Origin of the sequence: Agromyces sp. CF514 (assembly GCF_900113185.1) — a bacterium.
In the GTDB taxonomy this organism is placed as follows: Bacteria; Actinomycetota; Actinomycetes; order Actinomycetales; family Microbacteriaceae; genus Agromyces.
The window spans coordinates 1,575,626-1,600,947 of sequence record NZ_FOZD01000001.1; the positions used below are offsets into that span (position 1 = coordinate 1,575,626).

General features: G+C 71.6%; 23 protein-coding genes. 12 read left to right on the plus strand and 11 right to left on the minus strand.

Translation table 11 applies throughout. The features are described 5' to 3' along the window. Positions 1–173: 173 nt before the first annotated feature. On the plus strand, positions 174–836 hold the full coding sequence (locus BM342_RS06910) for a response regulator transcription factor (RefSeq protein WP_092964681.1): 663 nt from the start codon (positions 174–176) through the stop codon (positions 834–836). Positions 837–892: 56 nt separating this feature from the next. After that, the gene (locus tag BM342_RS06915; protein WP_177232092.1) at positions 893–2,644 is read left to right on the plus strand and encodes a sensor histidine kinase; all 1,752 of its coding nucleotides are present in this window, start codon (positions 893–895) and stop codon (positions 2,642–2,644) included. An 18-nt stretch (positions 2,645–2,662) separates the two neighbouring features. Here BM342_RS06915 and BM342_RS06920 read toward each other — a convergent pair whose 3' ends face one another. Together BM342_RS06920 and BM342_RS06925 are read right to left on the minus strand one after the other, a co-directional pair. After that, positions 2,663–2,977: an MGMT family protein gene (locus tag BM342_RS06920; RefSeq protein WP_092964683.1), complete on the minus strand. Its 315-nt coding sequence runs from the start codon at positions 2,975–2,977 to the stop codon at positions 2,663–2,665. A gap of 41 nt (positions 2,978–3,018) precedes the next feature. Next, positions 3,019–3,471, minus strand: a complete 453-nt coding sequence (locus BM342_RS06925; RefSeq protein WP_092964684.1) for a GNAT family N-acetyltransferase — start codon at positions 3,469–3,471, stop codon at positions 3,019–3,021. Positions 3,472–3,697: 226 nt separating this feature from the next. Between BM342_RS06925 and BM342_RS06930 the strand changes: the two genes are divergently transcribed. From BM342_RS06930 to BM342_RS06970, 9 genes are all read left to right on the plus strand, one after another. Next, a complete protein-coding gene (locus BM342_RS06930; RefSeq protein WP_092964685.1) occupies positions 3,698–4,915 on the plus strand; it encodes an NADP-dependent isocitrate dehydrogenase in 1,218 nt (405 codons plus the stop codon). A 123-nt stretch (positions 4,916–5,038) separates the two neighbouring features. Next, positions 5,039–7,000: a heavy metal translocating P-type ATPase gene (locus BM342_RS06935; RefSeq protein ID WP_092964686.1), complete on the plus strand. Its 1,962-nt coding sequence runs from the start codon at positions 5,039–5,041 to the stop codon at positions 6,998–7,000. A 76-nt stretch (positions 7,001–7,076) separates the two neighbouring features. Next, on the plus strand, positions 7,077–8,312 hold the full coding sequence (locus BM342_RS06940) for an ROK family transcriptional regulator (protein WP_092964687.1): 1,236 nt from the start codon (positions 7,077–7,079) through the stop codon (positions 8,310–8,312). Between the two features lie 67 nt (positions 8,313–8,379). Further along, the gene (locus BM342_RS06945; protein ID WP_092964688.1) at positions 8,380–9,624 is read left to right on the plus strand and encodes an extracellular solute-binding protein; all 1,245 of its coding nucleotides are present in this window, start codon (positions 8,380–8,382) and stop codon (positions 9,622–9,624) included. 131 nt (positions 9,625–9,755) lie between these two features. Further along, positions 9,756–10,739 carry a carbohydrate ABC transporter permease gene (locus BM342_RS06950; RefSeq protein ID WP_255368588.1) on the plus strand — a complete coding sequence of 328 codons (984 nt, stop codon included), beginning with the start codon at positions 9,756–9,758 and terminating at the stop codon, positions 10,737–10,739. Positions 10,740–10,840: 101 nt separating this feature from the next. After that, on the plus strand, positions 10,841–11,665 hold the full coding sequence (locus BM342_RS06955; RefSeq protein WP_369823150.1) for a carbohydrate ABC transporter permease: 825 nt from the start codon (positions 10,841–10,843) through the stop codon (positions 11,663–11,665). Next, positions 11,662–13,191 carry a glycoside hydrolase family 3 protein gene (locus tag BM342_RS06960; protein ID WP_092964689.1) on the plus strand — a complete coding sequence of 510 codons (1,530 nt, stop codon included), beginning with the start codon at positions 11,662–11,664 and terminating at the stop codon, positions 13,189–13,191. Before BM342_RS06955 ends, BM342_RS06960 begins: the two co-directional genes overlap by 4 nt. Further along, positions 13,188–14,114 carry an ROK family protein gene (locus tag BM342_RS06965; protein WP_092964690.1) on the plus strand — a complete coding sequence of 309 codons (927 nt, stop codon included), beginning with the start codon at positions 13,188–13,190 and terminating at the stop codon, positions 14,112–14,114. The genes BM342_RS06960 and BM342_RS06965 overlap by 4 nt, the downstream gene beginning before the upstream one ends. Continuing rightward, positions 14,099–14,884: a glucosamine-6-phosphate deaminase gene (locus tag BM342_RS06970; protein WP_092964691.1), complete on the plus strand. Its 786-nt coding sequence runs from the start codon at positions 14,099–14,101 to the stop codon at positions 14,882–14,884. Before BM342_RS06965 ends, BM342_RS06970 begins: the two co-directional genes overlap by 16 nt. 25 nt (positions 14,885–14,909) lie before the next feature. On the opposite strand, the gene BM342_RS06975 is transcribed toward BM342_RS06970, so the two are convergent. Continuing rightward, positions 14,910–15,500, minus strand: coding sequence for a TetR/AcrR family transcriptional regulator (locus BM342_RS06975; protein WP_177232093.1), 591 nt, complete (start codon positions 15,498–15,500; stop codon positions 14,910–14,912). Between the two features lie 112 nt (positions 15,501–15,612). On the opposite strand from BM342_RS06975, the gene BM342_RS06980 reads away from it, so the two are divergent. After that, a complete protein-coding gene (locus BM342_RS06980) occupies positions 15,613–16,665 on the plus strand; it encodes a hypothetical protein (RefSeq protein WP_092964693.1) in 1,053 nt (350 codons plus the stop codon). 110 nt (positions 16,666–16,775) lie between these two features. Here the strand turns inward: BM342_RS06980 and BM342_RS06985 are convergent, their stop codons facing one another. The 8 genes from BM342_RS06985 to BM342_RS07020 all read right to left on the minus strand — a co-directional run bounded on the left by BM342_RS06985 (position 16,776) and on the right by BM342_RS07020 (position 25,322). Beyond that, positions 16,776–17,141, minus strand: a complete 366-nt coding sequence (locus BM342_RS06985) for a YrdB family protein (RefSeq protein ID WP_092964694.1) — start codon at positions 17,139–17,141, stop codon at positions 16,776–16,778. 149 nt (positions 17,142–17,290) lie between these two features. Continuing rightward, on the minus strand, positions 17,291–18,163 hold the full coding sequence (gene purU, locus BM342_RS06990; protein WP_092964695.1) for a formyltetrahydrofolate deformylase: 873 nt from the start codon (positions 18,161–18,163) through the stop codon (positions 17,291–17,293). Between the two features lie 20 nt (positions 18,164–18,183). Further along, complete coding sequence (locus tag BM342_RS06995) at positions 18,184–20,136, minus strand: sigma-70 family RNA polymerase sigma factor (RefSeq protein WP_092964696.1); 1,953 nt, start codon at positions 20,134–20,136, stop codon at positions 18,184–18,186. Positions 20,137–20,502: 366 nt separating this feature from the next. Next, positions 20,503–21,663 (minus strand): N-acetylglucosamine-6-phosphate deacetylase, encoded by a 1,161-nt coding sequence (nagA, locus tag BM342_RS07000; protein ID WP_092964697.1) that lies wholly within the window; start codon positions 21,661–21,663, stop codon positions 20,503–20,505. Then, positions 21,660–22,448 carry a DeoR/GlpR family DNA-binding transcription regulator gene (locus BM342_RS07005; RefSeq protein ID WP_092964698.1) on the minus strand — a complete coding sequence of 263 codons (789 nt, stop codon included), beginning with the start codon at positions 22,446–22,448 and terminating at the stop codon, positions 21,660–21,662. The genes nagA and BM342_RS07005 overlap by 4 nt, the downstream gene beginning before the upstream one ends. Beyond that, on the minus strand, positions 22,445–23,299 hold the full coding sequence (locus BM342_RS07010) for a class II fructose-bisphosphate aldolase (RefSeq protein ID WP_092964699.1): 855 nt from the start codon (positions 23,297–23,299) through the stop codon (positions 22,445–22,447). The genes BM342_RS07005 and BM342_RS07010 overlap by 4 nt, the downstream gene beginning before the upstream one ends. Next, entirely contained in the window at positions 23,296–24,357 is a 1,062-nt protein-coding gene (locus tag BM342_RS07015) for a 1-phosphofructokinase family hexose kinase (protein WP_092964700.1), read from the minus strand. Before BM342_RS07015 ends, BM342_RS07010 begins: the two co-directional genes overlap by 4 nt. Beyond that, a complete protein-coding gene (locus tag BM342_RS07020; protein WP_092964701.1) occupies positions 24,354–25,322 on the minus strand; it encodes an ROK family protein in 969 nt (322 codons plus the stop codon). The genes BM342_RS07015 and BM342_RS07020 overlap by 4 nt, the downstream gene beginning before the upstream one ends.

Below are 25,322 nucleotides of genomic sequence, written 5' to 3' on the forward strand. Positions count from 1 at the left end.
CCGCATCGGTGCCTCCACGCACTCGTCGTCTGGGGCAGCACTGAGTGCGCCTCGGGGGCGCCGCCGGGGTCGCTACCCCTAGTTTGGGGGTACTGCGGGCGCGTGCGCTGGCGGTAGGGTCGCTCCAGCGGACAAGCCCGCCGCAGTGTGCCTGACGACCGGAGGGTGCCCCCATGAACGACGCCCGCCCGCTTCGCGTCGCGATCGCCGACGATGCGCTCCTGCTGCGCGAAGGCATCGCGAAGGTGCTCGAAGGCGGCGGCATCGACGTGGTCGCCTCGGTCGGCACGGGCGACGAGCTCGTCGAGGCGGTGCGCGGCGGTGGCATCGACGCCGCGGTGCTCGACATCCGCATGCCTCCGACGCACCGCGACGAGGGCGTCCGCGCGCTCGAGACGATCCGCGCGAGCGGTTCGACGATCGGCGTGCTGCTCCTCTCGATGTACGCCACGCCCGAGTACGCGCTGCGCGTGATGCAGGCGGGCAGCGGCACGGGCTACCTGCTCAAGGAGCGCGTGTCCGAGCCCGAGACGCTCGTGCGCGCGGTCGAGACGGTCGCGTCCGGCGGTTCGGTCGTCGACCCCGAGGTCGTCGAGCAGCTCGTCAAGCGCACCCGTGCCGACGACCCGATCTCGCGGCTCACCGAGCGCGAGCGCTCGGTGCTCGAACTCATGGCGCAGGGATACTCCAACGGCGGCATCGCGCAGACCCTGTTCCTGGGCCTGAAGACCGTCGAGACGCACGTGCGCAGCATCCTGCAGAAGCTCGACCTCGAGGAGTCGCCAGAGCACCACCGGCGCGTGCTCGCCGTGCTCACCCTCCTCGGCGAACGGTGATGGCCCCCGGCCGAAGAGGCCGGATCGTCAGACGCACCGTCACCATCACGCTGGCGGTGGCGCTCAGCCTCGCGATGGAGGTCGGCGGATTCCTCGCGACGCCTGCCGACCAGCACCCCGAGATCTCCTACACGACGCTGCACGCGATCGTGCCGCTCGTCTTCGCGGCCTGCGCCGGCGTCGCCTGGCACATCGGCCCGGCGCGCACGCCGGCGCGACTCATGATCGCGTTCGTCGTGCTCTGGATCCCGCAGTCGATCTACTACGTCATCGGCGGCTGGCAGTGGGTCTGGCCGATCGTGCGCGGCGTCGACCTCGCGTGGGCCGTGATCGCTGGCGTGCTCGTGCTCGTCTATCCCAAGGGCCGGCTGAGCGGCCGGTTCGACCGCTGGATCGCCGGAATCGCGATCGTGTCGTTCGTCGTGAACCTGCTCGTCGTGGTGCTGTTCGCGGGGCCCGGCGCGAACCCGTGCGGGTGCGCCCCCAACGGCTACCAGATCGCCGAGGCGCCCCTGCTGTTCGCCGTGACCGACCTCGGCTACCGCATCATCGGCGTCGGCCTCGCGCTGGTCATCGCCGGTCGCCTGCTCGTGCGCTGGGTCCGCGCGAGCGTTCCGGCCCGCACGGTCGCGTTCCTCATGCCCGTCGCGCTCTTCGCGTGGGCGACCACGCTCGCCGCGCAGGCCGTGAGCTACCTCTTCTCGGCCGAGGCGGACATGGTGCTCGCCACGTTCTCGCTCATCGCGATCGCGTCGATCCCCGTGAGCTTCGACGCGGGCGTCGCGCACACCCGCAACATGCGCGCCCGAGTCGCCGACCTCATGCGCATCACGCGCGAGGGAGCCGACCGCGGGCTGTGGGCCGAGTCGCTCGCCCGCACGCTGCGCGACGCCTCGGTGCGCGTCTTCTGGTGGGACGAGACCAGGGGCCGGTATGCGGATGCCGCGGGCGAGCCGATCGCCGACGAGGACATCGGGTCGCGGGCGGGCCACAGCATCCTCCCCGTGTCCTCGCCCCTCGGAGCGCCCATCGCGCTCATCCGGCACGACCGCGTGCTGACCGACAACATGCGCCTCCTCGACGGCGTCTCGAGCGCGCTCAGGCTGTCGGTCGACAACGGCCGCCTGCGTTCGGAGATCGAGCGAACCCTCGAACAGGTCCGCCAGTCCCGTCAGCGCATCGTCGAGGCGGGCGTCGAGGCGCGGCGGCGCATCGAGCGCGACCTGCACGACGGCGCCCAGCAGCACCTCGTCTCGCTCGGCATGCAGCTCAGGCTCGCGGCGAACGCCGCGCGCGACGCCGGTCGCGCCGACATCGCCGACGACCTCGAGCGCACCATCGTGACGCTCAACCAGGCGCTGCGCGAGCTCCGCGAGCTCGCGCACGGCATCCATCCGAGCCTGCTCAGCTCGGGCGGGCTCGCGCTCGCCGTGCCCGAGCTCGCGGGTCGCTGCCCGGTGCCGGTCGAGGTCGAGGTGCAGGGCGAGGGGCGTCTGCCCGAGCTCATCGAATCGACCGTGTACTTCGCGATCGCCGAGGCGCTCGCGAACGTGGCGAAGCACTCGTGGGCGACGCGGGCGTGGGTGCGCGCCGTCGTCGTCGACGGCGACCTCGTGCTCGAGGTGCGCGACAACGGCGTCGGAGGCGCCTCGGTCGACGGCGGCACCGGGATGCTCGGCATCGTCGACCGCATCGACGCCGTCGACGGCACGCTCTCGGTCGAGAGCCCGCCCGGCGCGGGCACCACGATCACGGTCAGGATCCCGCTCGGCGAGGCGAAGTGGGGGGCGTCCGCCTGGGGGCTCTGAGTCGGGGCCGGTCGAGGCTCAGCCGCGCCAGCGCGCGGTGCGGAGGTCGATGCGGTAGCCGTCGTCGTCGGTGGACGGCAGCAACGGCGTGCCCTCCGCCTCGTAGTGCACCCGCGCCGCGTCGGCATGCCCGGCCGGAGGGCGACCGCCTGCACGCACGACGCGCCACCAGGCGACATCCGACCCGTACCTGGACATGACCCCGCCGACCGCGCGTGCACCGCGCGACCCGAGCATCGCGGCGACGTCTCCGTACGTCGCCACCTGGCCAGGTGGGATGTCGGCGACCACGACGAGCACGGCCTCGACGAAGCCGACGGCCTGCTGCGGCATCCGCTCGCCCTCGAGGCTCGGAACCGGAATCGTCGTCGGGGTCAGAGCTCGAGCGCGCCGATGACGTCGCCGTACGCGGTCTCGCCGACGTCGGCGAAGCCGATGCGGTGGAAGAACGCCTCGGGGCCGTCTTCGCCGGGCTCCCAGAGCACGGTGATGCGGTCGAAGCCGCGGCGCTTGGCCTCTTCGGCGAGCGACTGCGCGAGGAACCGGCCGACGCCCTTGCCCTGCGCGCCTGCGTCGACGTTGATGCGCCAGATGCAGGCGCGGAACTCGTCGTGCGTGTTCTCGGGGTCGAAGTTGCCGTGGATGAAGCCGACGACGCGCTCGTCGAGCGTGACGACGCGCTGCCACGAGGTGGCCGGGTTCACGACCGTCGCCTCTGCCGAATAGGTGACGGGAGCGATGAACTGCTCCTGGCCGGGCTTCAACGAGAGCGTGTTCGCCGCCACGATGTTCGACGCGGACAGTTCTTCCAGTCTCAGCTCAGCCATGCTGCCAAGGCTAACCCGACGAGGCCGTACCGGGAAAGCGCGGAAGTCTCGCCCGCAGCGAACGTGTCGTGAACGGGGGACGACGGCGTCCGACGGGTGCCGAGCCCCGCCGGATGTCTCGATGTCAAGATATCCCGACCGACACGGTAAACTGCCCGTTGGCGTTCGCGCGCCCTCTCGAGGCTTCCTCGATTCTTCCCGAACGACCGCAAGGAGAACACGAACCGTGTCCAAGATCAAGGTTGAAGGCACCGTCGTCGAGCTCGACGGCGACGAGATGACCCGCATCATCTGGCAGGCCATCAAGGACCAGCTCATCCACCCGTACCTCGACGTGAACCTCGAGTACTACGACCTCTCGATCCAGAAGCGCGACGAGACCGACGACCAGATCACGGTCGACGCGGCCCACGCGATCCAGAAGCACGGCGTCGGCGTCAAGTGCGCGACCATCACGCCCGACGAGGCCCGCGTCGAGGAGTTCGGCCTGAAGAAGATGTGGCGGTCGCCGAACGGCACCATCCGCAACATCCTCGGCGGCGTGATCTTCCGCGAGCCCATCATCATCTCGAACATCCCGCGTCTCGTTCCCGGCTGGAACAAGCCGATCATCGTCGGCCGCCACGCGTTCGGCGACCAGTACCGCGCCACCGACTTCAAGTTCGAGGGCGAGGGCACGCTCACGATGACCTTCACCCCGAAGGACGGCTCGGAGCCGCAGTCGTTCGAGGTCTTCCAGTCGCCCGGTTCGGGCGTCGCCATGGGCATGTACAACCTCGACGAGTCGATCAAGGACTTCGCGCGCGCCTCGCTCAACTACGGCCTCTCGCGCAACTACCCGGTGTACCTCTCGACGAAGAACACCATCCTCAAGGCGTACGACGGCCGCTTCAAGGACCTCTTCCAGGAGGTCTTCGAGGCCGAGTTCAAGGAGGCGTTCGACGCCGCCGGCCTCACCTACGAGCACCGTCTCATCGACGACATGGTCGCGGCCAGCCTCAAGTGGGAGGGCGGCTACGTCTGGGCCTGCAAGAACTACGACGGCGACGTGCAGTCCGACACCGTCGCGCAGGGCTTCGGCTCGCTCGGCCTCATGACCTCGGTCCTCGCCACGCCCGACGGCAAGGTCGTCGAGGCCGAGGCGGCGCACGGCACGGTCACGCGCCACTACCGCCAGCACCAGCAGGGCAAGCCCACCTCGACGAACCCGATCGCCTCGATCTACGCCTGGACGCGCGGCCTCGCGCACCGCGGCAAGCTCGACGGCAACCAGGAGCTCATCGACTTCTCGCTGACCCTCGAAGACGTCGTCATCAAGACGGTCGAGTCGGGCGCCATGACGAAGGACCTCGCGGCCCTCGTCGGCCCCGAGCAGGCCTACCAGACGACCGAGGAGTTCCTGCAGACCCTCTCCGACAACCTGAAGGCGCGCATCGCCGCGTAGTCGACGGTTTCGAGCGAAGGGGCGGATGCTGCGGCATCCGCCCCTTCGTCGTCTCCGGATGCCGCAGCATCCGATCTCCGTGTCGCCCTGCCCGCCCGAGACCCTGGCGGGCAGGATGGAAGCATGGGACGCCTCCTCAAGCTCGCCCGCCGGTACTGGGCCGTCACGCTCACGATCGCGATCGGATGCCTCGGCATCGTGCTCGCCCTGACCGGCGCGGGCGCCGCGGTGGCGTGGTTGTTCAGCGCCTACGCGCTCGCGATCGCCGCGTGGCAGGCGGTGGGAATGGTCCGCGACATGCTGCGCGGACACTGGGGGCTCGATGTCCTCGCGATCACCGCGATCATCGCGACCGTGGCCGTCGGCGAGTACGTCGCGGCGCTGCTCGTGGTGCTCATGCTCACCGGCGGGGAGGCGCTCGAGGACTACGCGAACCGCCGGGCCAAGCGCGAGCTCGATGCGCTGCTCACTCGGGCGCCGCAGCTCGCGCACCGCATCGAGGGCGACGGCATCGTCGAGATCCACGCCGACGAGGTGCGGGTGGGCGACGTGCTGCTCGTGCGTCCGAGCGAGATCCTCCCGGTCGACGGCACACTGCGATCCGAGGCCGCGACCCTCGACGAGTCCTCGATCACGGGCGAGAGCGTGCCGGTCGAACGCGGTTCGGGCGAGGAGGTGCTGAGCGGGGCGGTCAACGGCTCGACCGCGATCGAGATCGTCGCGACCGCGACGGCCGCCGAGAGCCAGTACCAGCAGATCGTGGCGCTCGTCGCCGAGGCCGCAGAGTCGAAGGCGCCGGTCGTGCGGCTCGCCGACCGGTTCGCGGTGCCGTTCACGGTGTTCTCGCTCGCACTCGGCGGCGTCGCCTGGTGGATCTCGGGCGACCCCGTGCGGTTCGCCGAGGTGCTCGTGCTCGCGACGCCGTGCCCGTTGCTCATCGCGGCGCCCGTGGCGTTCATCGGCGGCATGAGCCGGTCGGCCCGAAACGGCGTGATCGTGAAGGGCGGGGGAGTGCTCGAACTCCTCGCCAGGGCGAAGACGGCGGTGTTCGACAAGACCGGCACCCTCACGCGCGGCGAGCCCGCGCTCGTGGCGATCAGGGCCGAGAACGGATTCGCCGACGACGAGCTGCTCGCCGCCGTGGCCTCGGCCGAGCAGTACTCGTCGCATGTGCTGGCGCGCTCGATGATCGAGGCTGCGCGGGAACGCGGCCTCGCGCTCGTCGAGGCCGACGGGGCGCGCGAGACCGCGACGAACGGCGTGCAGGCGGTCATCGGGGGCCGGGACGTCGTCGTCGGCAAGTTCGCGTTCGTGCACGAGCACGCCGCGGATGCGGTGCGCACCGCGATCGCGCCCGGGGAGCTCGCGGTCTACGTGGCGATCGACGGGCGGTTCGCGGGCGCCCTGCTCGCCAGCGATCGCCTGCGCGACGACGCGCACGACACCCTCGCCCGGCTCGATGCGCTCGGCGTGCACCGCACCGTCATGCTCACGGGCGACGCGAAGGCCACGGCCGACCACGTGGCCGCGGAGCTCGGCATCACGCGGGTGCGCGCCGACTGCCTGCCGGCCGACAAGGTGCACGAGGTCGCCGCCATCGCGGAGCGCCCCGTGATCATGGTCGGCGACGGCGTGAACGACGCGCCGGTGCTCGCCGCGGCCGACGTCGGCATCGCGATGGGCGCTCGCGGCGCCACGGCGGCCAGCGAGTCCGCTTCGGCGGTGATCCTCGTCGACGAGATCTCGCGTGTCGCGAAAGCGGTCGAGATCGGGCGAGACACCGTGCGGATCGCCCTCCAGAGCATCTGGGTCGGCATCGTCGTGAGCGTCGCACTCATGTTCGTCGCCGCGTTCGGCGTGATCCCGGCGACGATCGGCGCGCTGCTGCAGGAGGTCGTGGACCTCATCACGATCCTTGCGGCGCTGCGGGCCGTCGGCGGACGCCTGGATGCGCGCCCCGTCGCGCGGGCGGCCGCGGGCGGGGGAGCGGTCAGCGGTGCGGGCGGGGGAGCGGGCTCGGCCGGCTCGGCCGCCGGTGGCGCACCGGAGATCACGGCCGGGTCCGCTCCGGGTCCGGCCGACTGATCACGGTTCGGTAACAGCGAGGAAAAGCCCCGGCGAACTCTTGCAGTTTGTTTGTTCGTAAGCTTTACTAACAAACATGTCAACGGAGGCGCAGCGAGGTCAGACCCTCGAGAGCCCGACCCCCCCAGGGGTCGGCGCAGACGTGCTCACCGCGCCGTTCGACCAGGCCCCCCTCTTCACCAGGTCGCGCGCACTCCGGCCCACCGGCAAGGTGCTGCCCGAGCACGCGCGCAGCCACAACCGGGCCCTCGTGCTCCAGACCCTCTACTCGGCCGGGCCCCAGAGCCGAGCCGACGTGGCCCGCGAGACCGGGCTCACCCGCGTCACCGTCTCCGACCTCGTCGCCGAGCTCATCGCCGAGGGGCTCGTCGTCGAACTCGGCCACCGCGAAGACGCCCGCCCAGGCAAGCCCGCGATCCTCATCGACGTCGACCGCGCCGCGTTCCAGATCGTCGGCATCGACCTCTCCGAGCACGAGCGGTTCCTCGGCGCCGTCGTCGATCTCGACGGCGCGATCGTCGCACGGGCCGAACTGCCCCGCGACGGCGCCACCGGCGAGGCGGCCGTCGCACTCGTCGACGCGCTCGCCGCCCGACTCGTCGCCGCCGTGACCGCACCCGTGCTCGGCATCGGCGTCGGCTCGCCCGGTGTCGTCGACCCGCAGGGCGTCATCCGCTCCGCGCCCAACCTCGGCTGGCAGGACCTCGACCTGCGGGCTCGCCTGCAGGCCGCATTCGGCCTGCCCGTGCACGTCGGCAACGACGCGAACGTCGCCGTGCTCGCCGAGCACGGCGCCTCCACGAGCGACGACCTCCTGCTCATCAAGGTCGGCCACGGCGTCGGCGCCGGGATCATCATCGGCGGGCGCCCCGTCATCGGCGGCGGCTTCGCAGCCGGCGAGATCGGCCACGTCGTCGTCGGCACCGACGGCGGTCCCCGCTGCGCGTGCGGCAAGCACGGCTGCCTCGAGACGTGGCTCGCCGTGCCCCGGCTCACCGCACAGCTCGACGCCCTCGAGCACACCGAGCACGAGGCATCCGATCGCGAAGCCATCCTCACCGAGGCCGGCCGACGGCTCGGCATCGTGCTCGCACCCGTCGTGGGTGCGCTCAACCTGTCGGAGGTCGCGCTCAGCGGCCCCGCCGAACTGCTTGACGGCCCCCTCGCCCTGGCGGCCGTCGAAACGCTCCGGACGCGGACGATGGCGGAACACAACCGTGATCTGAGGCTCCGGATGACCGAGCAGGCGCAGGACATCGTCCTTCGCGGCGCGGCCGTCATGGTCCTCTCCGGACAACTCGGGGTCTCGTAAGAGCACCCCACGCACCAAGGGTGCAGCGAACCCCCGCTGCCGCCCCACCCCATGAAAGGAAACGCAAATGAGGAAACTCGGCATCGTGGCCCTCAGCGCCGCTGCTGCGCTCACCCTCGCCGGTTGCAGCACCGGTGGCGGCGACACGTCCGCTGACGGCGGCGACATCACCGTCTGGGTCGTCGGCTCCGACACGCCCAAGGACGCGCGCGCATACCTCAAGGACACGTTCGAGGCTGAGAACGACGGCTGGACCCTCACGGTCGAGGAGAAGACCTGGGCCGACGTCAGCGACACGTACGCTGCGGCACTCCAGTCGAACGACTCGCCCGACGTGGTCGAGGTCGGCAACACCCAGACCGCGAGCTTCGCGGACCAGGGCCTGTTCCTGCCGCTCGAGGACTTCAACACCGACGACTACCTCCCGGGCCTCGTCGAGTCGGCGACCTACGACGGCGACCTCTACGCCGCTCCGTACTACGCCGGCGGCCGCATCGTGTTCTACAGCCAGCAGATCCTCGGCGACACGGCGATCCCCACGACGCTCGACGAGTACGTGGAGACCGGCAAGGCGCGCAAGACCGACACCCTCTCGGGCATCTGGGCTCCAGGCCGCGACTGGTACAACGCCCTTCCCTACGTCTGGTCGCACGGCGGATTCATCGCCGAGCAGGACGGCGACGAGTGGAAGGCCGGCTTCTCGAGCGAGGGCGGCATCGAGGGCCTGACCCAGCTGCAGGACGTCTACCTGAACGCGTCCAACGCGGCCAAGGACGGCGACGAGACCGACCCGCAGGTTCCCTTCTGCGCCGGTGAGGACCTGTTCCTCTCCGCGCCGGCATGGGTGCAGTGGTCGATCAACGCTCCGGCCGACGCCGAGGCTCCCGGCTGCCCCGACACCTACGGTGCAGACCTGCACGCCTTCGCCCTCCCGGGCGAGACCGCCGGTGAGACCGCTCCGATCTTCGCCGGTGGCTCGAACGTCGCCGTCGCGACGAAGAGCGCCAACCCCGAGCAGGCTCGCGCCGCGCTCGACATCATGGCCAGCGCCGGCTACCAGGACCTCCTGGCCGCCGGTGGCCTGACCCCGGGCCTCACGGCTTCGGCGGCGCAGCTGCCCGACACCGAGATCGCCAAGGCCCAGGCCGTCGCGCTCGAGAACTCGAAGGTCACCCCGACCACCCCGAAGTGGGCTGAGGTCGAGGCTGCGCAGATCATCCAGGAGGCGCTCGTGAAGATCGCCCAGGGTGGCGACGTCGCGTCCATCGCGGCCGACCTCGACGCGCAGATCGAGGAGATCCTCAACAGCTGACCCTGTTGAGCCCGACGCGGGGGGCGGAGACCCACACAGCTCCGCCCCCCGTTCCCCTGCCGGGAACGCTCCCGCGCCAGTACCATCAGTCCCACCCGCGATCCCCTCGCGACCACCCCGAGGAGCAGCCGATGAGCGCAACCCTCACGGAACACGACGCAGCGCCGCGCACGCCCGGTACCCGTCCTCCGCAGCCCGGCCACTCGGCCGGCCGCGATCCGAAGAAGAAGAAGTTCCCGTTCGCGCCCTGGATGCTGCTCGCCCCCAGCATCGTGCTGCTCGTGGTCATGGTCGTCTATCCGACCATCGTGATGTTCATCACGTCGTTCACCGATCTCGAGATCAAGAACAAGATGCTCGGCACGCCGGCGAACTTCGTCGGCTTCGACAACTACATCGAGGTCTTCACGAAGTCCGACTTCCCGGCCGTCCTGGCCCGGAGCCTCGCCCTCATGGTCATCCTGACCGTGCTCATCGTCGTCGGCGGCATGCTGATCGCCCTGCTCATGCTGCGGCTCACGAAGGGCATGCGCCTGCTCGTCTCGATCGGCCTGCTGCTCGCCTGGGCGATGCCGCCGCTCTCGGCGACCGTCGTCTTCGGCTGGATCTTCGACACCGACTACGGTCTCGTCAACTGGTTCCTGAACACGATCACCCAGTCCAACGACTTCCGCGGCCACTCCTGGCTGATCGACCCGCTGTCGTTCATGTTCGTGCTCATCATCATCGTCGTCTGGCAGGGCATCCCGTTCGCGGTGTTCACCTTCTACGCCGGGCTGGGCCAGGTGCCCGACGAGGTGCTCGAGGCCTCGCAGCTCGACGGCGCCAACGCCGTGCAGCGGTTCCGTCTCATCGTGCTTCCGTACCTCCGCAACGTGATCACCGCGGTGATCGTGCTCGAGACCATCTGGAACCTCCGCATCTTCACCCAGGTCTACGCGCTGCAGCAGCAGGGCGGCATCGCCTCCGAGACGAACGTGCTCGGCACGTACCTGTTCCGCCAAGGGCTCGGCGAGTTCGGCGTGACCGCCGCGATCGGCGTGTTCATGGTCATCCTGCTCATGGGCATCTCCTACTACAACGTCCGCTCCAGCCTGAAGGAGGAGGAAGCGTGACCACGCAGATCTCTCCCGCCGTCCAGCTCGCCGAGACCCCGGCGTCGGTGACGCCCCACACCCAGAAGACCCGGCGTACCCACCGGTTCGGCGCGCCGAAGATCGTGATCAACACGGTCGCGATCCTCGTGTTCCTGTGCTCGGTGTTCCCGGTCTACTGGATGGTGAACATGTCGTTCACCCCGTCGAACCAGATCATCAGCCGCAACCCGAGCTTCTTCCCGTTCGAGTTCACGATGAAGAACTACGTGACGGCCTGGACCCGTGAGGCCGCACCAGGCCAGACCGACTTCCCGCACGCGCTCGGCTCGAGCATCATCGTCGCGATCGCCGTCGTCATCGTCTGCGCCCTGATCGCGTTCATCGCCTCGATCGCGATCGCCCGGTTCGCCTTCCGCGGCCGCTACGTCTTCATCGTCAGCGTGCTCGTCGTGCAGATGGTGCCCGGCGAAGCCATGATGTTCACGATCTACAACATGATCGACGACTGGCGCCTGATGAACACCCTCATCGGCCTGTTCATCGTGCACCTCGCCTCGGTCGTGCCCTTCACGATCTGGACCCTGCGCGGCTTCGTCGCCGGCGTTCCGGCCGACCTCGAGGAGGCGGCCCAGATCGACGGGTGCACCAAGGCCCAGGCCTTCTGGAAGGTCACCTTCCCGCTGCTCGCCCCCGGCCTGGTCTCGACCGGCATCTTCGCCTTCATCCAGAGCTGGAACGAGTTCACGATGGCGCTGCTGCTCATGAAGGGCTACAACCTCACGCTCCCGCCGTGGCTGAACTCCTTCCAGTCGGCCACCGAGGCGACGAACTGGGGTGCGGTCATGGCCGGATCCACGCTCATCGCGCTGCCCGTCGTGATCTTCTTCCTCTTCGTGCAGGGCCGCATGACCGGCGGCCTCGTGAGCGGAGCCGTCAAGGGATGAGCGCGCCGCACCAGACCGGCGCGGGCGACGACCTGCGCCGGGACATCCATACGACCCTGCTTCCGGGCTTCGCAGGCACGAGCGCGCCGGACTGGCTGCTCGAGCGCCTGCGCGACGGTCTCGGCGGCGTCTGCGTGTTCGGCCCGAACATCGTCGACGCCGAGCAGCTTCGCACCCTCAACGCGAGCCTCCGCGAGGCGAACCCGCTCGCCGTCATCGCGATCGACGAAGAGGGGGGCGACGTCACGCGCCTCTTCTACGACCGCGGCGCGCCCTATCCGGGGAACGCCGTGCTCGGTCGCCTCGACGAGTCCGAGCTCACCGAGCGAGTCGCCCGCGAGGTCGGCGAGGCGCTCGCGGCGACGGGCTGCACCGTCACCTTCGCGCCGGACATCGATGCGAACTCCAACCCCGACAACCCCGTGATCGGCGTGCGGAGCTTCGGCTCAGACCCCGAGCTCGTCGCACGCCACACCTCGGCGTGGGTGCGCGGCGTGCAGTCGACCGGCGTCGCCGCGAGCGCGAAGCACTTCCCGGGGCACGGCGACACCGCGACCGACTCGCACCTCGCCCTGCCGGTGGTCGACGTCTCGCTCGACACGCTCCGCGAGCGCGAGCTCGTGCCGTTCCGGGCCGCGATCGCCTCGGGAACGCGCACCATCATGACCAGCCACATCCTGCTGCCGCAGCTCGATGCGGACCACCCCGCCACCCTCTCTCCTCGCATCCTGCAAGGCCTGCTCCGCGGGGAGCTGGGGTTCGAGGGCGTCATCGTCAGCGATGCCCTCGACATGAAGGGGGCGAGCGGCGTGCACGGCATCCCTGAGGCTGCCGTGCTCGCCCTCGCCGCCGGTTGCGACCTGCTCTGCATCGGCTCCGACAACTCCGACGCCCAGATGGACGAGATCGTCGACGCGGTCGAGGCTGCGATCGGAGCCGGACGACTTCCGGCCGAGCGCGTGCGCGAGGCCGCGGCGCGGGTGCGCGCGCTGAGCGCCGACCTGCCCGAGATCCCCGCGATCTCGCCCGGTATCGAGCCCGAGCACGACCCGGAGCAGCTCGCCGCGTTCGCCGCCGCGTTCGAGGTCGCGGATGCCGCGCGCGCGCGACTCGGGTCGGCTTCCCGCATCGGCACCGTCGTGCGCGTCGACACCGTCGCGAACATCGCGATCGGCGTCGCGCCGTGGGGGCCGTTCGCGGTCTCCCTCGTCGACGAGGCTCCGCAGTGGTTCGCGGATGCGGCGGTCGTGCCCGTCTCCGAGGCGGCGCCGCTCGCCGACATCCTCTCGCTCGCGGGCCCCGTGCTCGTCGTGGGAAAGGACCTGCACCGCCATCCGTTCGCCGTCGAGGCGATCCAGGGCCTGCGTGCGACGCGCGACGACGTCGTGACGGTCGACATGGGCTGGCCGTCGAACGACCGCGCCTACGCCGACATCGCCACGTTCGGCGCCTCGCGGCTCATCGGCTCGGCGTTGCTCGCCTTCGTGGGTTCGGCGCTCTCGCCCGAGAAGGCGGGGGTCGCATGAGACTCGGCATCGACATCGGCGGCACGAAGACCGCTGCCGTGGCGATCGGCGCCGACGGCGAGTTGAGCGACCTCGTGCAGCTGCCCACTGGCTTCGGAGCGCCCGAGGTCGTGTCCACCGCACTCCAGGTCGTGGCACGCATGAGCGAGCTCGCGGGGGTGCAGGCGACGAGCTTCTCGTCGATCGGCATCGGCATCCCGGGGGCGGTCGACAGTTCGACCGGCCGGGTCGAGCACGCCGTCAACCTCGGTCTCGAGGGCCTCGACCTCGGCCCCCGGCTCTCCGACGAACTCGGCGTCGCAGTGCGCGTCGAGAACGACGTGAAGGCCGCCGCGCTCGGTGCGCATCACCTGCTCGGCGTCGCCGACGGCATCACCGCGCACTCGATGGCCTACCTGAACCTCGGCACCGGACTCGCCGCAGGCATCGTGCTCGACGGCGAACTCCTCCGCGGCGGCCACGGCGTCGCCGGCGAGATCGGGCACATCCCGGTCGACCCGTCGGGCGTGGTCTGCGGGTGCGGCCAGCGCGGCTGCCTCGAGACGCTCGCGTCGGGCTCCGCCATCGCGCGCATGTGGCCGACCGTGCACCCGCTGCCGGCGATCGAGCTCTTCGACGCCGCGGCAGCGGGCGACGAGCGTGCGATCGGCGTGCGCGAGCAGTTCCTCCGCGGCGCCGCATCGGCCGTGCGCCTGCTCGCGCTGACCACCGATGTCGACGACATCGTGATCGGCGGCGGTCTCGCCTCGCTCGGCGAGCCGCTGCTGCTCGGCGTGCGCCGTATCCTGAACGAGTGGGCAGGAAGCTCGCCCTTCCTGGCCTCGACCGACCTCGCGGAGCGGGTGCAGGTCATCCCGCTCGGATTCCCCGCGGCCGCCGTCGGCGCCGCCCTCGTTGGAGAACCCTCATGGCAGAACTCGTAGTCGTCGAAGACGAGCTCGCGGCCGGCGACCTCGTCGCCGACTCGATCGTCTCGCTCATCCACCGCAAGCCCGACGCGGTCCTGGGGCTCGCGACCGGCTCGACGCCGCTCGCCACCTACCGGGCCCTCGCCGGCCGCATCGCGGCCGACCGGATCGACGTCCGCGGCGTCCGCGGATTCGCGCTCGACGAGTACGTCGGGCTCCCCGACGGACACCCCGAGAGCTACCGGTCGGTCATCACCCGCGAGGTCGTCGAGCCGCTCGGGCTCACCCCCGAGCTCGTGCGCGTGCCGAACGGCGATCCCGGGCAGATCCAGCATGCGGGTGCCGACTACGAGGCGTCCATCATCGCCGCGGGCGGCATCGACATCCAGATCCTCGGCATCGGACGCACCGGGCACATCGGCTTCAACGAGCCAGGCTCGTCGCTCGCGTCGCTCACGCGCGTGAAGACGCTGACCGCGCCGACGCGCGTCGACAACGCCCGGTTCTTCGATTCGCCCGAAGACGTGCCGATGCACTGCATCACCCAGGGAATCGGCACCATCCTGCGCGCGCGACACCTCGTGCTCCTCGCGTTCGGCGAAGCCAAGGCCAAGGCCATCGCGGCGGCGGTCGAAGGCCCGGTCACGGCCAGCCAGCCCGGCTCCGCCGTGCAGTTGCACCCGCACACCACGGTGATCGTCGACGAGGCCGCAGCCTCGCTGCTCGAGAACGTCGACTACTACCGCCACGCGTGGAACAACAAGCCGGAGTGGCAGGGCATCTGAGCCCGATCAGGGCGGGCCGGAGCCATCAGCGGGGGAGCAGCTGGGGCAGCATCGCGATGTAGGCGTCGCCGTCGAAGTCGTCGATGAGCGCGCGCTGCAGCAGGAAGCCGGGCCCGAACCCGAGCACGACGGGCGCGGCCCGCTTCGCCCACTCGGTCGGGTCTCCCTCGATGCGATCGGGGTTCGCCTGCGCCCACGCCAGCACCCCGGACTCGAGGAGGCCGCGGAGCTTCGCGAACACGCTCTGCACCATCGACCGGATCTCGGGGTCGATGGCCGCATCGCCCCAGAGCTGCACGACGACGTCGGCGAACGGTTCGCGGCTCATGCCCCCGAGGAGCGAGGCCATGAGTTCGCCGGGCGAGGGGATCGCCCCGCCCTCTCCGAGCGCCTCGAGCTCCGCGGTCCGGGTGCCGAGCACGCGTTCGGCGACCGCGGCGAAGAGCTCCTTCTTGCCGGCGAAGTGCCCGTAGATCGCGCCCGCCGAGAGCCCGGACGCCTCGATGACGTCGGCCATCGACGTGCGCTGGATGCCGCGCTCGGCGAAGCTCCGCAGTGCCGCCTCGATGATCTCGTCGCGGCGGGCCGCGCGGTACTCGTCGGTGACCTTCGGCATCGGTGCTCCCCTCGAACGTGCACCCGCACGTGCAAACCGAACGGGCGTTCTTGACAAGCATAGGAGCTCGGCCCACAATAAAGAACGAATATTCGTTTTTATTGGAGGAATCATGTCGCATCCGGATGCCACGACGGCGCACACGCCGATCGCGCGGGTTCTGGGGCTCGCCGTCGGGCTCGTCTCGCTCGTGGGCGTGCTCGTGCTCGCGTTCTCGTGGCCGACCGTCACGATGGACCCGAAGGACCTGCCCGTCGCGATCGCCGGGCCAGAGCAGGCCGTGACGGCCGCGACCGAGGCGATCGACGAGCAGGCCGACGGGGCGGTCGCGCTCGAGACGGTCGACGACCGCGACGCCGCCGTCGAGGCGATCCAGCACCGCGACGTCTACGGCGCCGTGATCCTCGGCGAGCAGCCAGAGGTGCTGGTCGCCTCGGGTGGAAGCCTCGCCGTCTCGCAGCTGCTCACGGGCGTGGCCGCCCAGCTCCAGCAGGGCGTCAACGCGCAGGCGCAGGCCGCCGCGGCAGCCGCCGGAGCGCCCGCACCCGACACGATCGTGGTCGCCGTGACCGACATCGTGCCGCTCGCCGACACCGACGCCCGTGGCACGGGCATCGCGACGGCGATGTTCCCGCTCGTGCTCGGCGGCATGATCGGCGGCATCGCGATCTCGCTCGTCGTCATCGGAGCGCTGCGCCGGGTCATGGCCGTGGTCGTCTACGGAGCCGCGGGCGGACTGCTCCTCGCGTGGATCCTCGGCGGCTGGTTCGGCTCGCTGCAGGGCGACTACTGGGCGAACGCGGCCGCGATCGGCCTGACCCTCATCGCCATCGCCGCCCCGATCACCGGACTCGTCGCCCTCATCGGCCGCGCGGGCATCGCATTCGGCCCGGTCGTGATGCTGCTGTTCGCGAACCCGCTGTCGGCGGCCGCCGTGCCGAAGGAGTTCCTGCTCGCCCCGTGGGGCGCGGTCGGCCAGTGGTTCCCGCCGGGAGCCGCTGCGACGCTGCTGCGCGACCTCTCGTACTTCCCCGAGGCCGACGCGTCGTTCCCGTGGCTCGTGCTCGGGGCGTGGGCGGTCGGCGGGCTGCTGCTCTCGGTGGTCGGCCACTTCCGCACCGCAGGCGGCGCGGAGTCGGATGCCGAGGCGGCCCTCGCCGTCTGACCCGACCGCACCGAACGCCGCGACCCTGCCGCGTGCGGTGGCTGCTCGACGGCGAGGGCCCCGGCATCCGACGATCGGATGCCGGGGCCCTCGCCGATGGTCGGGGGTGGTCAGTCGGCCAGCTGGCTGCGCCCGTGCAGGATGCCGCTCACGGCGGCGACGACGGCGAACTCGATCGCCACGACCGGCTGGCCCAGCGTCCACCAGGCGAGTGCGACCGTCGTGAAGATGACGATCTCGACGATCGCCCGGCCGAACACGTCGATGCGGAACACCGACTTCGGAGACAGGAACAACGCCCACGCCAGGATCGCGAGGGCGGGCGCGCCGAGCCCGATGAGCACTCCGGGCCACGGGAGCGGGAACGACAGGAATCCCCAGATGCCGAGGCTCACGAACGCGAACAGCTCCAGCAGGAAGCGGAGGATGTCGTTCGGGCCGATCTTGGGCTGGGGCTGGGGGAGTGCACTGCTCACGGGAGTCCAGCCTACTTCGCCCCGCGCCGTGCAACCGCCTCGAACGGTGTCGACGGAGGGCCGCCCGCCGGCGGCATCCGCTCGCCCTCGCCCTCGCCCTCGCCCTCGTTCTCGCCCTCACCCTCGCCGGGCGACTCGATGCCCAGAGCTCAGCGGAAGATGATCGTGCGCGCGCCGTCGAGCAGCACGCGGCGCTCGGCGAACCACTTCACCGCCTGGCTGAGCGTGCGGCTCTCTTCGTCCTGCCCGATCGCGACGAGCTCGGACACCGAGCGCGAGTGGTCGACGCGCACGACGTTCTGCTCGATGATCGGCCCCTCGTCGAGGTCGCTCGTGACGAAGTGCGCGGTCGCGCCGATGAGCTTGACGCCGCGCGCATGCGCCTGGCGGTACGGGTTCGCGCCCTTGAAGCCGGGCAGGAACGAATGGTGGATGTTGATGCAGCGCCCAGCGAGCGCCTCGCAGAGCTCGGGCGAGAGGATCTGCATGTAGCGGGCGAGCACGACGAGTTCGATGTCGTGCGCGTCGACCGCCTCGAGCACGCGCGCCTCGAACGCCGCCTTCTCGTCTGCGTTCGTGACGGCGGACGCCTCGAACGGCACGCCGTAGAAGTCGACGAGGTCGCGCAGCGTGCCGTGGTTCGAGAGCACGAGCGGGATCTCGACGGGCAACTGCCCGGCCCGCTGGCGGAAGAGCAGGTCGTTGACGCAGTGGCCGGCGGTCGAGGCGAGCACGAGCGTGCGCAGCGGCCGGCCGACCTCGTCGAGCTCCCACGACATCTGCCAGCGGGCGGTGACCGGCTCGAGCGCCGCCTCGAACTCGGCGCGCTCGGCGGGCGACTCGATCTGCACCCGCATGAAGAAGCTGCCGGTCTCGGTGCTCGCGAACTGCTGGCTCTCGGTGATGTTGCCGCGCGCCGCGACGATGGCTCCGCTGATGGCGTGCACGATGCCGGGCGAGTCGACGCAGCTGAGGGTGAGCACCCAGTGGTTCAGGTGGTCGGGCGAGGCAACGGAGGTCATCCGCCCAGCGTAGCCGTGACTCAGTCTGCCTTCGTGACCTCTGCGGACGGGCCGGAGCGATCGTCGACGACGTAGCGCACGGTCACGTCGACGAAGTCGGAGATGAGGGCGAGGAAGGTTCCGGATGCCGCGGCGCGGCCGTTCGCGTCGAGGCGCACGTCGCTCGTGAACCACCCGCCGAGGTCGACGCGGACGACGGCGTGCGGTTGCCCGAGGTACTCGCCGCGCCACCGGAATCGATCCCACGTGAGCACGAGCTGCGGGCTCGTCAGCGTGACCTCGACCACCGTCGCCTCGGACACGTTGCCGGCGACATCGGTCTGCGCGACGGCGAGCGGTGTGGTCGCGGCGGGCAGTCCGTCGGCGGTGAGCGACCATGCGCCCTCCGCAGTTGCCGTGGTCGCCCACGCTCGTTCGCCGGCGGTGACCCGGATGCCCGCTCCGGGCTCGGCGGTGCCCGAGAGGATCGGGTCGACGAGGCCGCCGGCGGTGTCGGGTTCGGCGACGACCGGGGGCAGGGCGATGACATCGACCGGGTCGACCGGGTCGACGGGGTCGACGGGGTCGACCGGGTCCACGGGGTCGACGGGGTCGACCGGGTCGACGGGATCCACAGGCTCGACCGGGTCGACGGGATCCACGGGGTCGACGGGGTCGACGGGATCCACGGGGTCGACCGGGTCGACGGGATCCACCGGCGGACGGTCCGGCAGCGCGGGCGTCGACGGATCGGTGACGGCGGGCAGCCCCGGATCGGCCGGGGAGAGGCCGGGCGACGGAATCGGATCGGGTGCGACGACCGGCTCGGGTGTCACGGGCTCGGGGGCGGGCGGCGCGGAAGGCGGCACCGCGGACGGCCCCGTCGAGCCGCCGGACGGCACCTCCGCTGCCGCAGCGGGCGGCGCCGCCGCCGGTGAGGTCGGGGCGAGGTTCGGCGCGATGACCACGGCCGCCGCGACCGCTGCGGCGGCGAGTGCGAGCACGCCGATGCCGCCGCCGATCGCGACGCCGCTGACGCCGGCGGCGGCCGCGCCCGATCCGGCCGCGGTGCCCGTTCCGGTTCCGGCGGCGCCGGTGCCGCCGGCTCCGGAGGCAGCGGACGTGCCGCCGGCGCCTGCAGTGCCGCCTGCACCGGACGTGCCGGCCGCCGCTGCGCCCGCGCCGAGCGCGAAGTCCGCGACGGGAGCGCCCTGCGAGAGCCAGGCGGAGTAGGCGGTCGCCCCGCCGAGCCCGGCTGCGAGCGGCAGCAGCACGAGTGCGAGGCGGGATCCGACCTCGCGTGCCTCTGCCGCGATGATCGTGCACTTGGCGCACCCGTCGAGGTGGTCTTCGAGGCGCGCGGTGTCGCGCGTGCCGAGCTTGCCGCGCGCGTAGGTGCCGAGTCGCTCGATGCTCCAGCCGCACTCGGGCTCGGTCTTCGCGTCGCGCAGGTGCGCACGGATCCAGGCCTGGCGGAGGCCCTCGCGCGCCCGGTAGGCGAGTGCCGCCGTGCTGTTGGCGCTCATGCCGACCAGCGGGGCGATCTGCTGCGGGGTCATGCCCTCGACCTCGGAGTACCAGAGCACCTCCTGCCAGCGCGTCGGCAGCGAACGGAACGCCCTCGCGGTCGTCGAGCGGTCGAGTGCGTCGAGCGTCGCGGACTCGGTCGTCGCGGGGTCCTCGAAGGACTCGAGGGTCTCGAGGTTGGTCTCGTGACGAGCGCGCCCCCAGCTCGATGCCGTGTTGCGGATCGTCGTGAACAGGTACGGGCGGAACGCTCCCTGCGGGCCGCCGCCCGCGAGCAGCATGTCGTAGATGCGGGTGAACGACTCCGAGACGAGATCGTCGGGGTCGAGTGAGCTGTAGGAGCGCGCGACCGTGCGTGCGGCGCCGGCGTGGCGCTGCCAGAGCTCGCCGTACGCGGTGCGGTCGCCTTTGCGGACGCGTTCGATGAGCGCGGCGTCGGCGGACGGCTCCTGGCGCAGGCGTGCCATGCCGCCTCCTTCGGGTCTGCGGGGCTACGGGCGTTCGTCTGAGAGACGCGTCGTCGGGCGGATCATGACGCGGTTCAGCGCGGGTTGCAGTAGTTTCTCAGATTTCCTCGAAACCGGCGTCATGATTCCGGCTGTCCGTCGTCTTCTCTGGTGAGGGCATCCGAAGGGGCGCTCTTGCGAGCGACAGGTACCGGGCCCCGACCCGGTATCCGGTCGTTCGGCATGGTCGGTCGTCGCGGGGGCGGCGGTGCGATCGCCCAGAGCGGGTCCGGAGGTGAAGGGGAACACACCTGCGGACCCGCTCGAGTGGTCAGCCGGCGACCGTGCCCACCCGATCCGGGCGCGGCTCGCAGGGCGGGGCGGGGCTCAGACCAGGCGGATGCCGGCGCCCCACACGCGCTCGACCTCGAGGTCGTCGGAGAGCAGCACGGCGTCGGCGGCGTAGCCGGCCTCGAGGCGGCCGAGATCGTGTGCGCGTCCCAGCGCGGCGGCAGGCACCTCGGTGAGCGCCGCGATCGCCGTGTGGAGCGGGAGGCCGCTCACGGCGACGGCACGCTGCAGCGCGACGTCGAGGGTCAGCGTGGAGCCGGCGATCGAACCGCCGTCGGCGAGCCGGGCGACCCCGTCGACCACGTCGACCTCGAGCGAGCCGAGGATGTACCGGCCGTCGGCCGAGCCGGTCGCGGCCATCGCATCGGTGATGAGGGCCACCCGCCCGGGTGCACCCGCGAAGGCCAGCCGCACGACGTCTGGGTGCACGTGCACGCCGTCGTTGATGACCTCGAGCGTGACGTGCGGCGCGTGCATCGCCGCGACGACCGGCCCGGGCGTGCGGTGGTGGATGCCGCGCATGCCGTTGAACGCGTGGGTGAGCAGCGATGCTCCCGCCTCGAACGCGGCGAGGGCGGTCTCGAAGTCGGCGCCCGTGTGGCCGACCGCGACCCGCACGCCGGCGTCGACGAATCGGGAGATCGCCGCTTCAGCGCCGTCGTGCTCGGGCGCGATCGTCACCTGCCTCACCGTGCCGCCGCCGGCCTCGAGCAGGCGGTCGACGGATGCGGCGTCGGCGGCGCGCAGCAGCGTGGGGTCGTGCGCGCCGCGGAACTCGTGGTCGAGGAACGGCCCCTCGAGGTGCGAGCCGAGCACGCGGGGGTCGCGCGCGGCGATCGCGGCGATCGTCTGCACCTGCGCGGCGAGATCGTCGATCGAGGCGGTCACGAGCGAGAGCACCGAGCGGGTCGTTCCGTGCGCGTTGTGCACGGCGAGGATCCGCTCGACGGCGTCGGGCCCCTCGTCGGCAGCGGCACCGCCGGCGCCGTGGCAGTGCAGGTCGATGAACCCCGGCGCGAGCAGCCGCCCCGCGGCATCCGTCACCTGATCAGGCGAACCGGCGTCGGACCCTGCCCACTCGCCGCCCGTGCCGACGGCGGCGATGCGGTCGCCCTCGAAGCGCACCCACGCGTCGTCGAGGATGCCGGAGGCGCGCACGAGGCGCGCGGAATGGATGACGGTCGTGCCGGAGCTCACGAGGCAACGATAACGTCGTAGCCGTGCTCGCTGAGGCGCTGGCGCTGTTCGAGGGTCGCCCCCTCGTCGGTGATGATCGTGGTGAACAGCCGCCGCGGGCCGATCGCGGCGAACGCGCGCTTGTCGATCTTCGACGAGTCGGTCACGATCACCGCGTGCGCGGCCCTCGATGCCATGAGCGTGTTGACCGCGGCTTCGCGCTCGTCGTGCGAGGTGGGCCCCACGATGTGGTCGATGCCGTTCACGCCGATGAACGCGAGATCGAGCGTGATGTTGCCGAGCACGGCGTCGACGTACGAGCCGACGAGCTCGTACGACCTGGGGTGCACGACGCCGCCGGTGACGACGGTCTTGATCTGCGGGCGCACCGAGAGCTGCATCGCGATGTTCAAGGCGTTGGTGACCACCGTGAGCCCCGGATCGGGCGCGGGCTCCATGATGTCGGCCCGCGCCATGAGCGCGTCGGCGATCGCGGTCGAGGTCGTGCCGCCGCAGAGGCCGATCACGGCGCCGCGCGGCACGAGCGCGCTCGCGGCGCGGGCGATGGCGGCCTTCGCGTCGGGATTCTGCTGGTTCTTGTAGCGCAACGGCAGGTCGTACGCGACCGAGTGCGCGACCGCTCCGCCGCGCGTCCTGGTGAGCAGCTGCTGCTGCGCGAGCGCGTCGAGGTCGCGCCGCGCGGTCGCGGGCGAGACGCCGAGCCGATCGACGATCTGGTCGACCTCGACCTGGCTGCTCTCGGCGAGCAGGTCGAGCACGGCGCTCAGGCGCTCGGCACGGTTCATCCGTTGGGGTCCTTTCCGGCGGATCCGAAGAGTTCGAGCAGGCGTGCCGCCTCGCGTGCGATCGCGTCGCGCCCGGCGGCGAGGTACTTCCGCGAGTCTACGGCCGTCGGGTTCGCCTCGAGGTAGTCGCGGATCGCCGCCGTGAACTGCGCATTCAGGTGCGTGGACACGTTGACCTTCACCAGGCCCGATCGGATGCCGGCGACGATGAGGTCGTCCGAGACGCCAGAGGACCCGTGCAGCACGAGCGGCACCGGCACGGCATCGCGAAGCCGGGAGATGAGGTCGAGATCGATCGCGGCGACGCGCTCGGTCATCGCGTGCGACGAGCCGACCGCGACCGCGAGCGCACCCACACCCGTCGCGTCGACGAAGCGTGCGGCCTCGTCGGGGTCGGTGCGCACGCCCGGCGCGTGGGCGCCGTCCTTGCCCCCGATCTCGCCGAGCTCGGCCTCGACCAGCACGTCGGATGCCGCGGCGTGGGCGACGACCCGTCGGGTGGTCGCGACGTTCTGCTCGAACGGGAGCTTCGCGCCGTCGTACATGACCGAGCCGAATCCGAGGTCGATGGCGCGCAGCGCGAGCTCGGCGTCTTCGGCGTGGTCGAGGTGCACGGCGACCTCCGCGCTCGAGGCGTCGGCGACGGCGAGCGTCGCGCGCGCGATCGGCTCGAGTCCGCCGTGGAACCTCACGCAGTTCTCCGACAGCTGCAGCACGACGGGCAGGCCGGTCTGCTCGGCGGCCGCGACGAGGGCCTCGGCCGTCTCGAGGTGGAGCACGTTGAAGGCGCCGATGCCGCGTCGTGCGGCGACCGCCTCGTCGAGGAGTCGCTGGGTGGGGGCGAGCGTCATGCGGGTTCCTCGGCGTTCTCGTGGAGCTGGAGCTGGAGCTGGTGGTGCGTGCTCGGCGACGGTTCGGTCGATGCCGGATCGACGACGACCTCGTGCTCGAGCGACTCGTGTTCGGGGGAGAGCGATCCCGCGACCGGCACCAGCACGGCAGATGCCGACCAGGCGACGGCCCTGCGCACGAGCATGCGGCGTGCGGCTGCGGCCTGCTCCGTGTCCGCGTCGAAGGGGATCGGGGCGACGATCGCGGCGGCGACGGCCGCCACGGCGGCGTCGCCAGCCCCCGTCGCGTTGCCGCGGAGCACCCTCGGCAGCCGGGCGGAGATCGGTCGGCCACCCTCGGCCCGGCTCACGAGCATCAGCCCGTCGCCCCCCATCGAGACGATGACGAGGGTCGCGCCGAGGTCGAGCAGCAGGCGTGCCCCCTCCAGCGGATCTGCGATGCCGGTGGCGGCGGTGAGCTCCTCGGCGTTCGGCTTCAGCACGTATGCGCCCGCGCGGGCGGCCTCGAGCAGCGCCGGGCCGCTCGTGTCGACGATGACGCGTGCGCGGGCCTGCGCCAGCCGGCGCACGAGCACACCGATGCGTTCGGGCTCGTATCCGGGCGGCAGGCTGCCTGAGATCACGGCGATGTCGCGACGTCGGGCGGCTCGCGCCGCCGACGCGGCGGCCGCCGTGGTCGCGGCCTCGACCGTGACCGCGTCGAGGGCGTCCGCCTCGGCCGCGGTGAGCGTCGCGCCGCGCTCGTTGAGCACCGAGGTGTGCGCGGCATCCGTGTCGACGACGGCGATGCTGCGGCGCGTGGCCCCGGTCACCGGCACGAGGCGGTGCGGCACGCCGCCGACCGCGAGATCTGCGGCGAACTCGGTGCCGGTGGTCCCGCCGAACGTCGCGAGCGCGAGCACGTCGACCCCCTGCTCGTGCAGCACCCGGGCGACGTTGACGCCCTTGCCTCCCGCGCGTGTGATCCCGGCGGGCACGCGATGCGTCTCGCCCGGCACGAGGCCGTCGACGTGCCAGGTGAGGTCGAGCGCCGGGTTCGGCGTCACGGTGACGATCATGCGCGGTCCTCCCGGGTCGGGCCCGAGACGAGGTCCCGGGCGGCGAGCGCCGTGCCGAGCAGGCCGGCGTCGTCGCCGAGGCGCGCACGGACGAGGGTCGGGCGGCGGTGGAAGCTCAGCCGGGCGTCCAGCCGTTCGCGCAGCGGGTCGAAGAGGGCGTCGCCGGCCTGTGACAGGCCGCCGCCGATCACGACGGCCTGCGGGGCGATCGTGGCGGTGAGCCTGGCGAGGGCGTCGGCGAGCGCGTCGAGCGCGTCGCTCCACACGGCCTCGGCGAGAGCGTCGCCGGCGCTCGCCGCGGCGAGCACCTCGCGAGCGCCCGAGACCGCGGTGCCGGATGCCGCGGCGTACCGTCGCGCGATCGCGCCGGCCGAGGCGATGGTCTCGAGGCAGCCGATGGCCCCGCACGCGCAGCGCTCGCCGGAGGGGTCGGCGAGCATGTGCCCGATCTCGCCCGCGAAGCCGCCGCCGACGAGCGGGCGCCCCGCGAGCATGATCGATCCGGCGATGCCCGTGCCGATGGCGAGCACGATCACGTCGTCGTACCCGCGCGCGGCGCCCAGCCGGTGCTCGGCGTCGCCGGCGGCGCGCACGTCGTGCCCGAACGCGACCGGCAGGCCGAGCACGCGCTCGGCGAGGTCGCGGATCGGTGCGTCGCGCCATCCGAAGTTCGATGCGAACACGCCGACGCCGTCGACCTCGTCGACGATGCCGGGCACGCTGAGGCCCACGGTGGATGGTCGCACGCCCGGCTGCTCTTCGAGGTGGGCGCGCGCGAGGTCGGCGAGGGAGCCGACGACCGATGCCGCGGGGTCGGCCGGATCGATCGGCGTCGCCGTGCGACGCAGGCCGAGCACCCGGCCGTCGCGGTCGATCAGCGCCGACTTGGTGTCGGTGCCGCCGACGTCGAACGCGAGCACGGCGGGCCCGGTGCCGAGCGCGAGGGGGAGCGGGTCGGCGGTCAT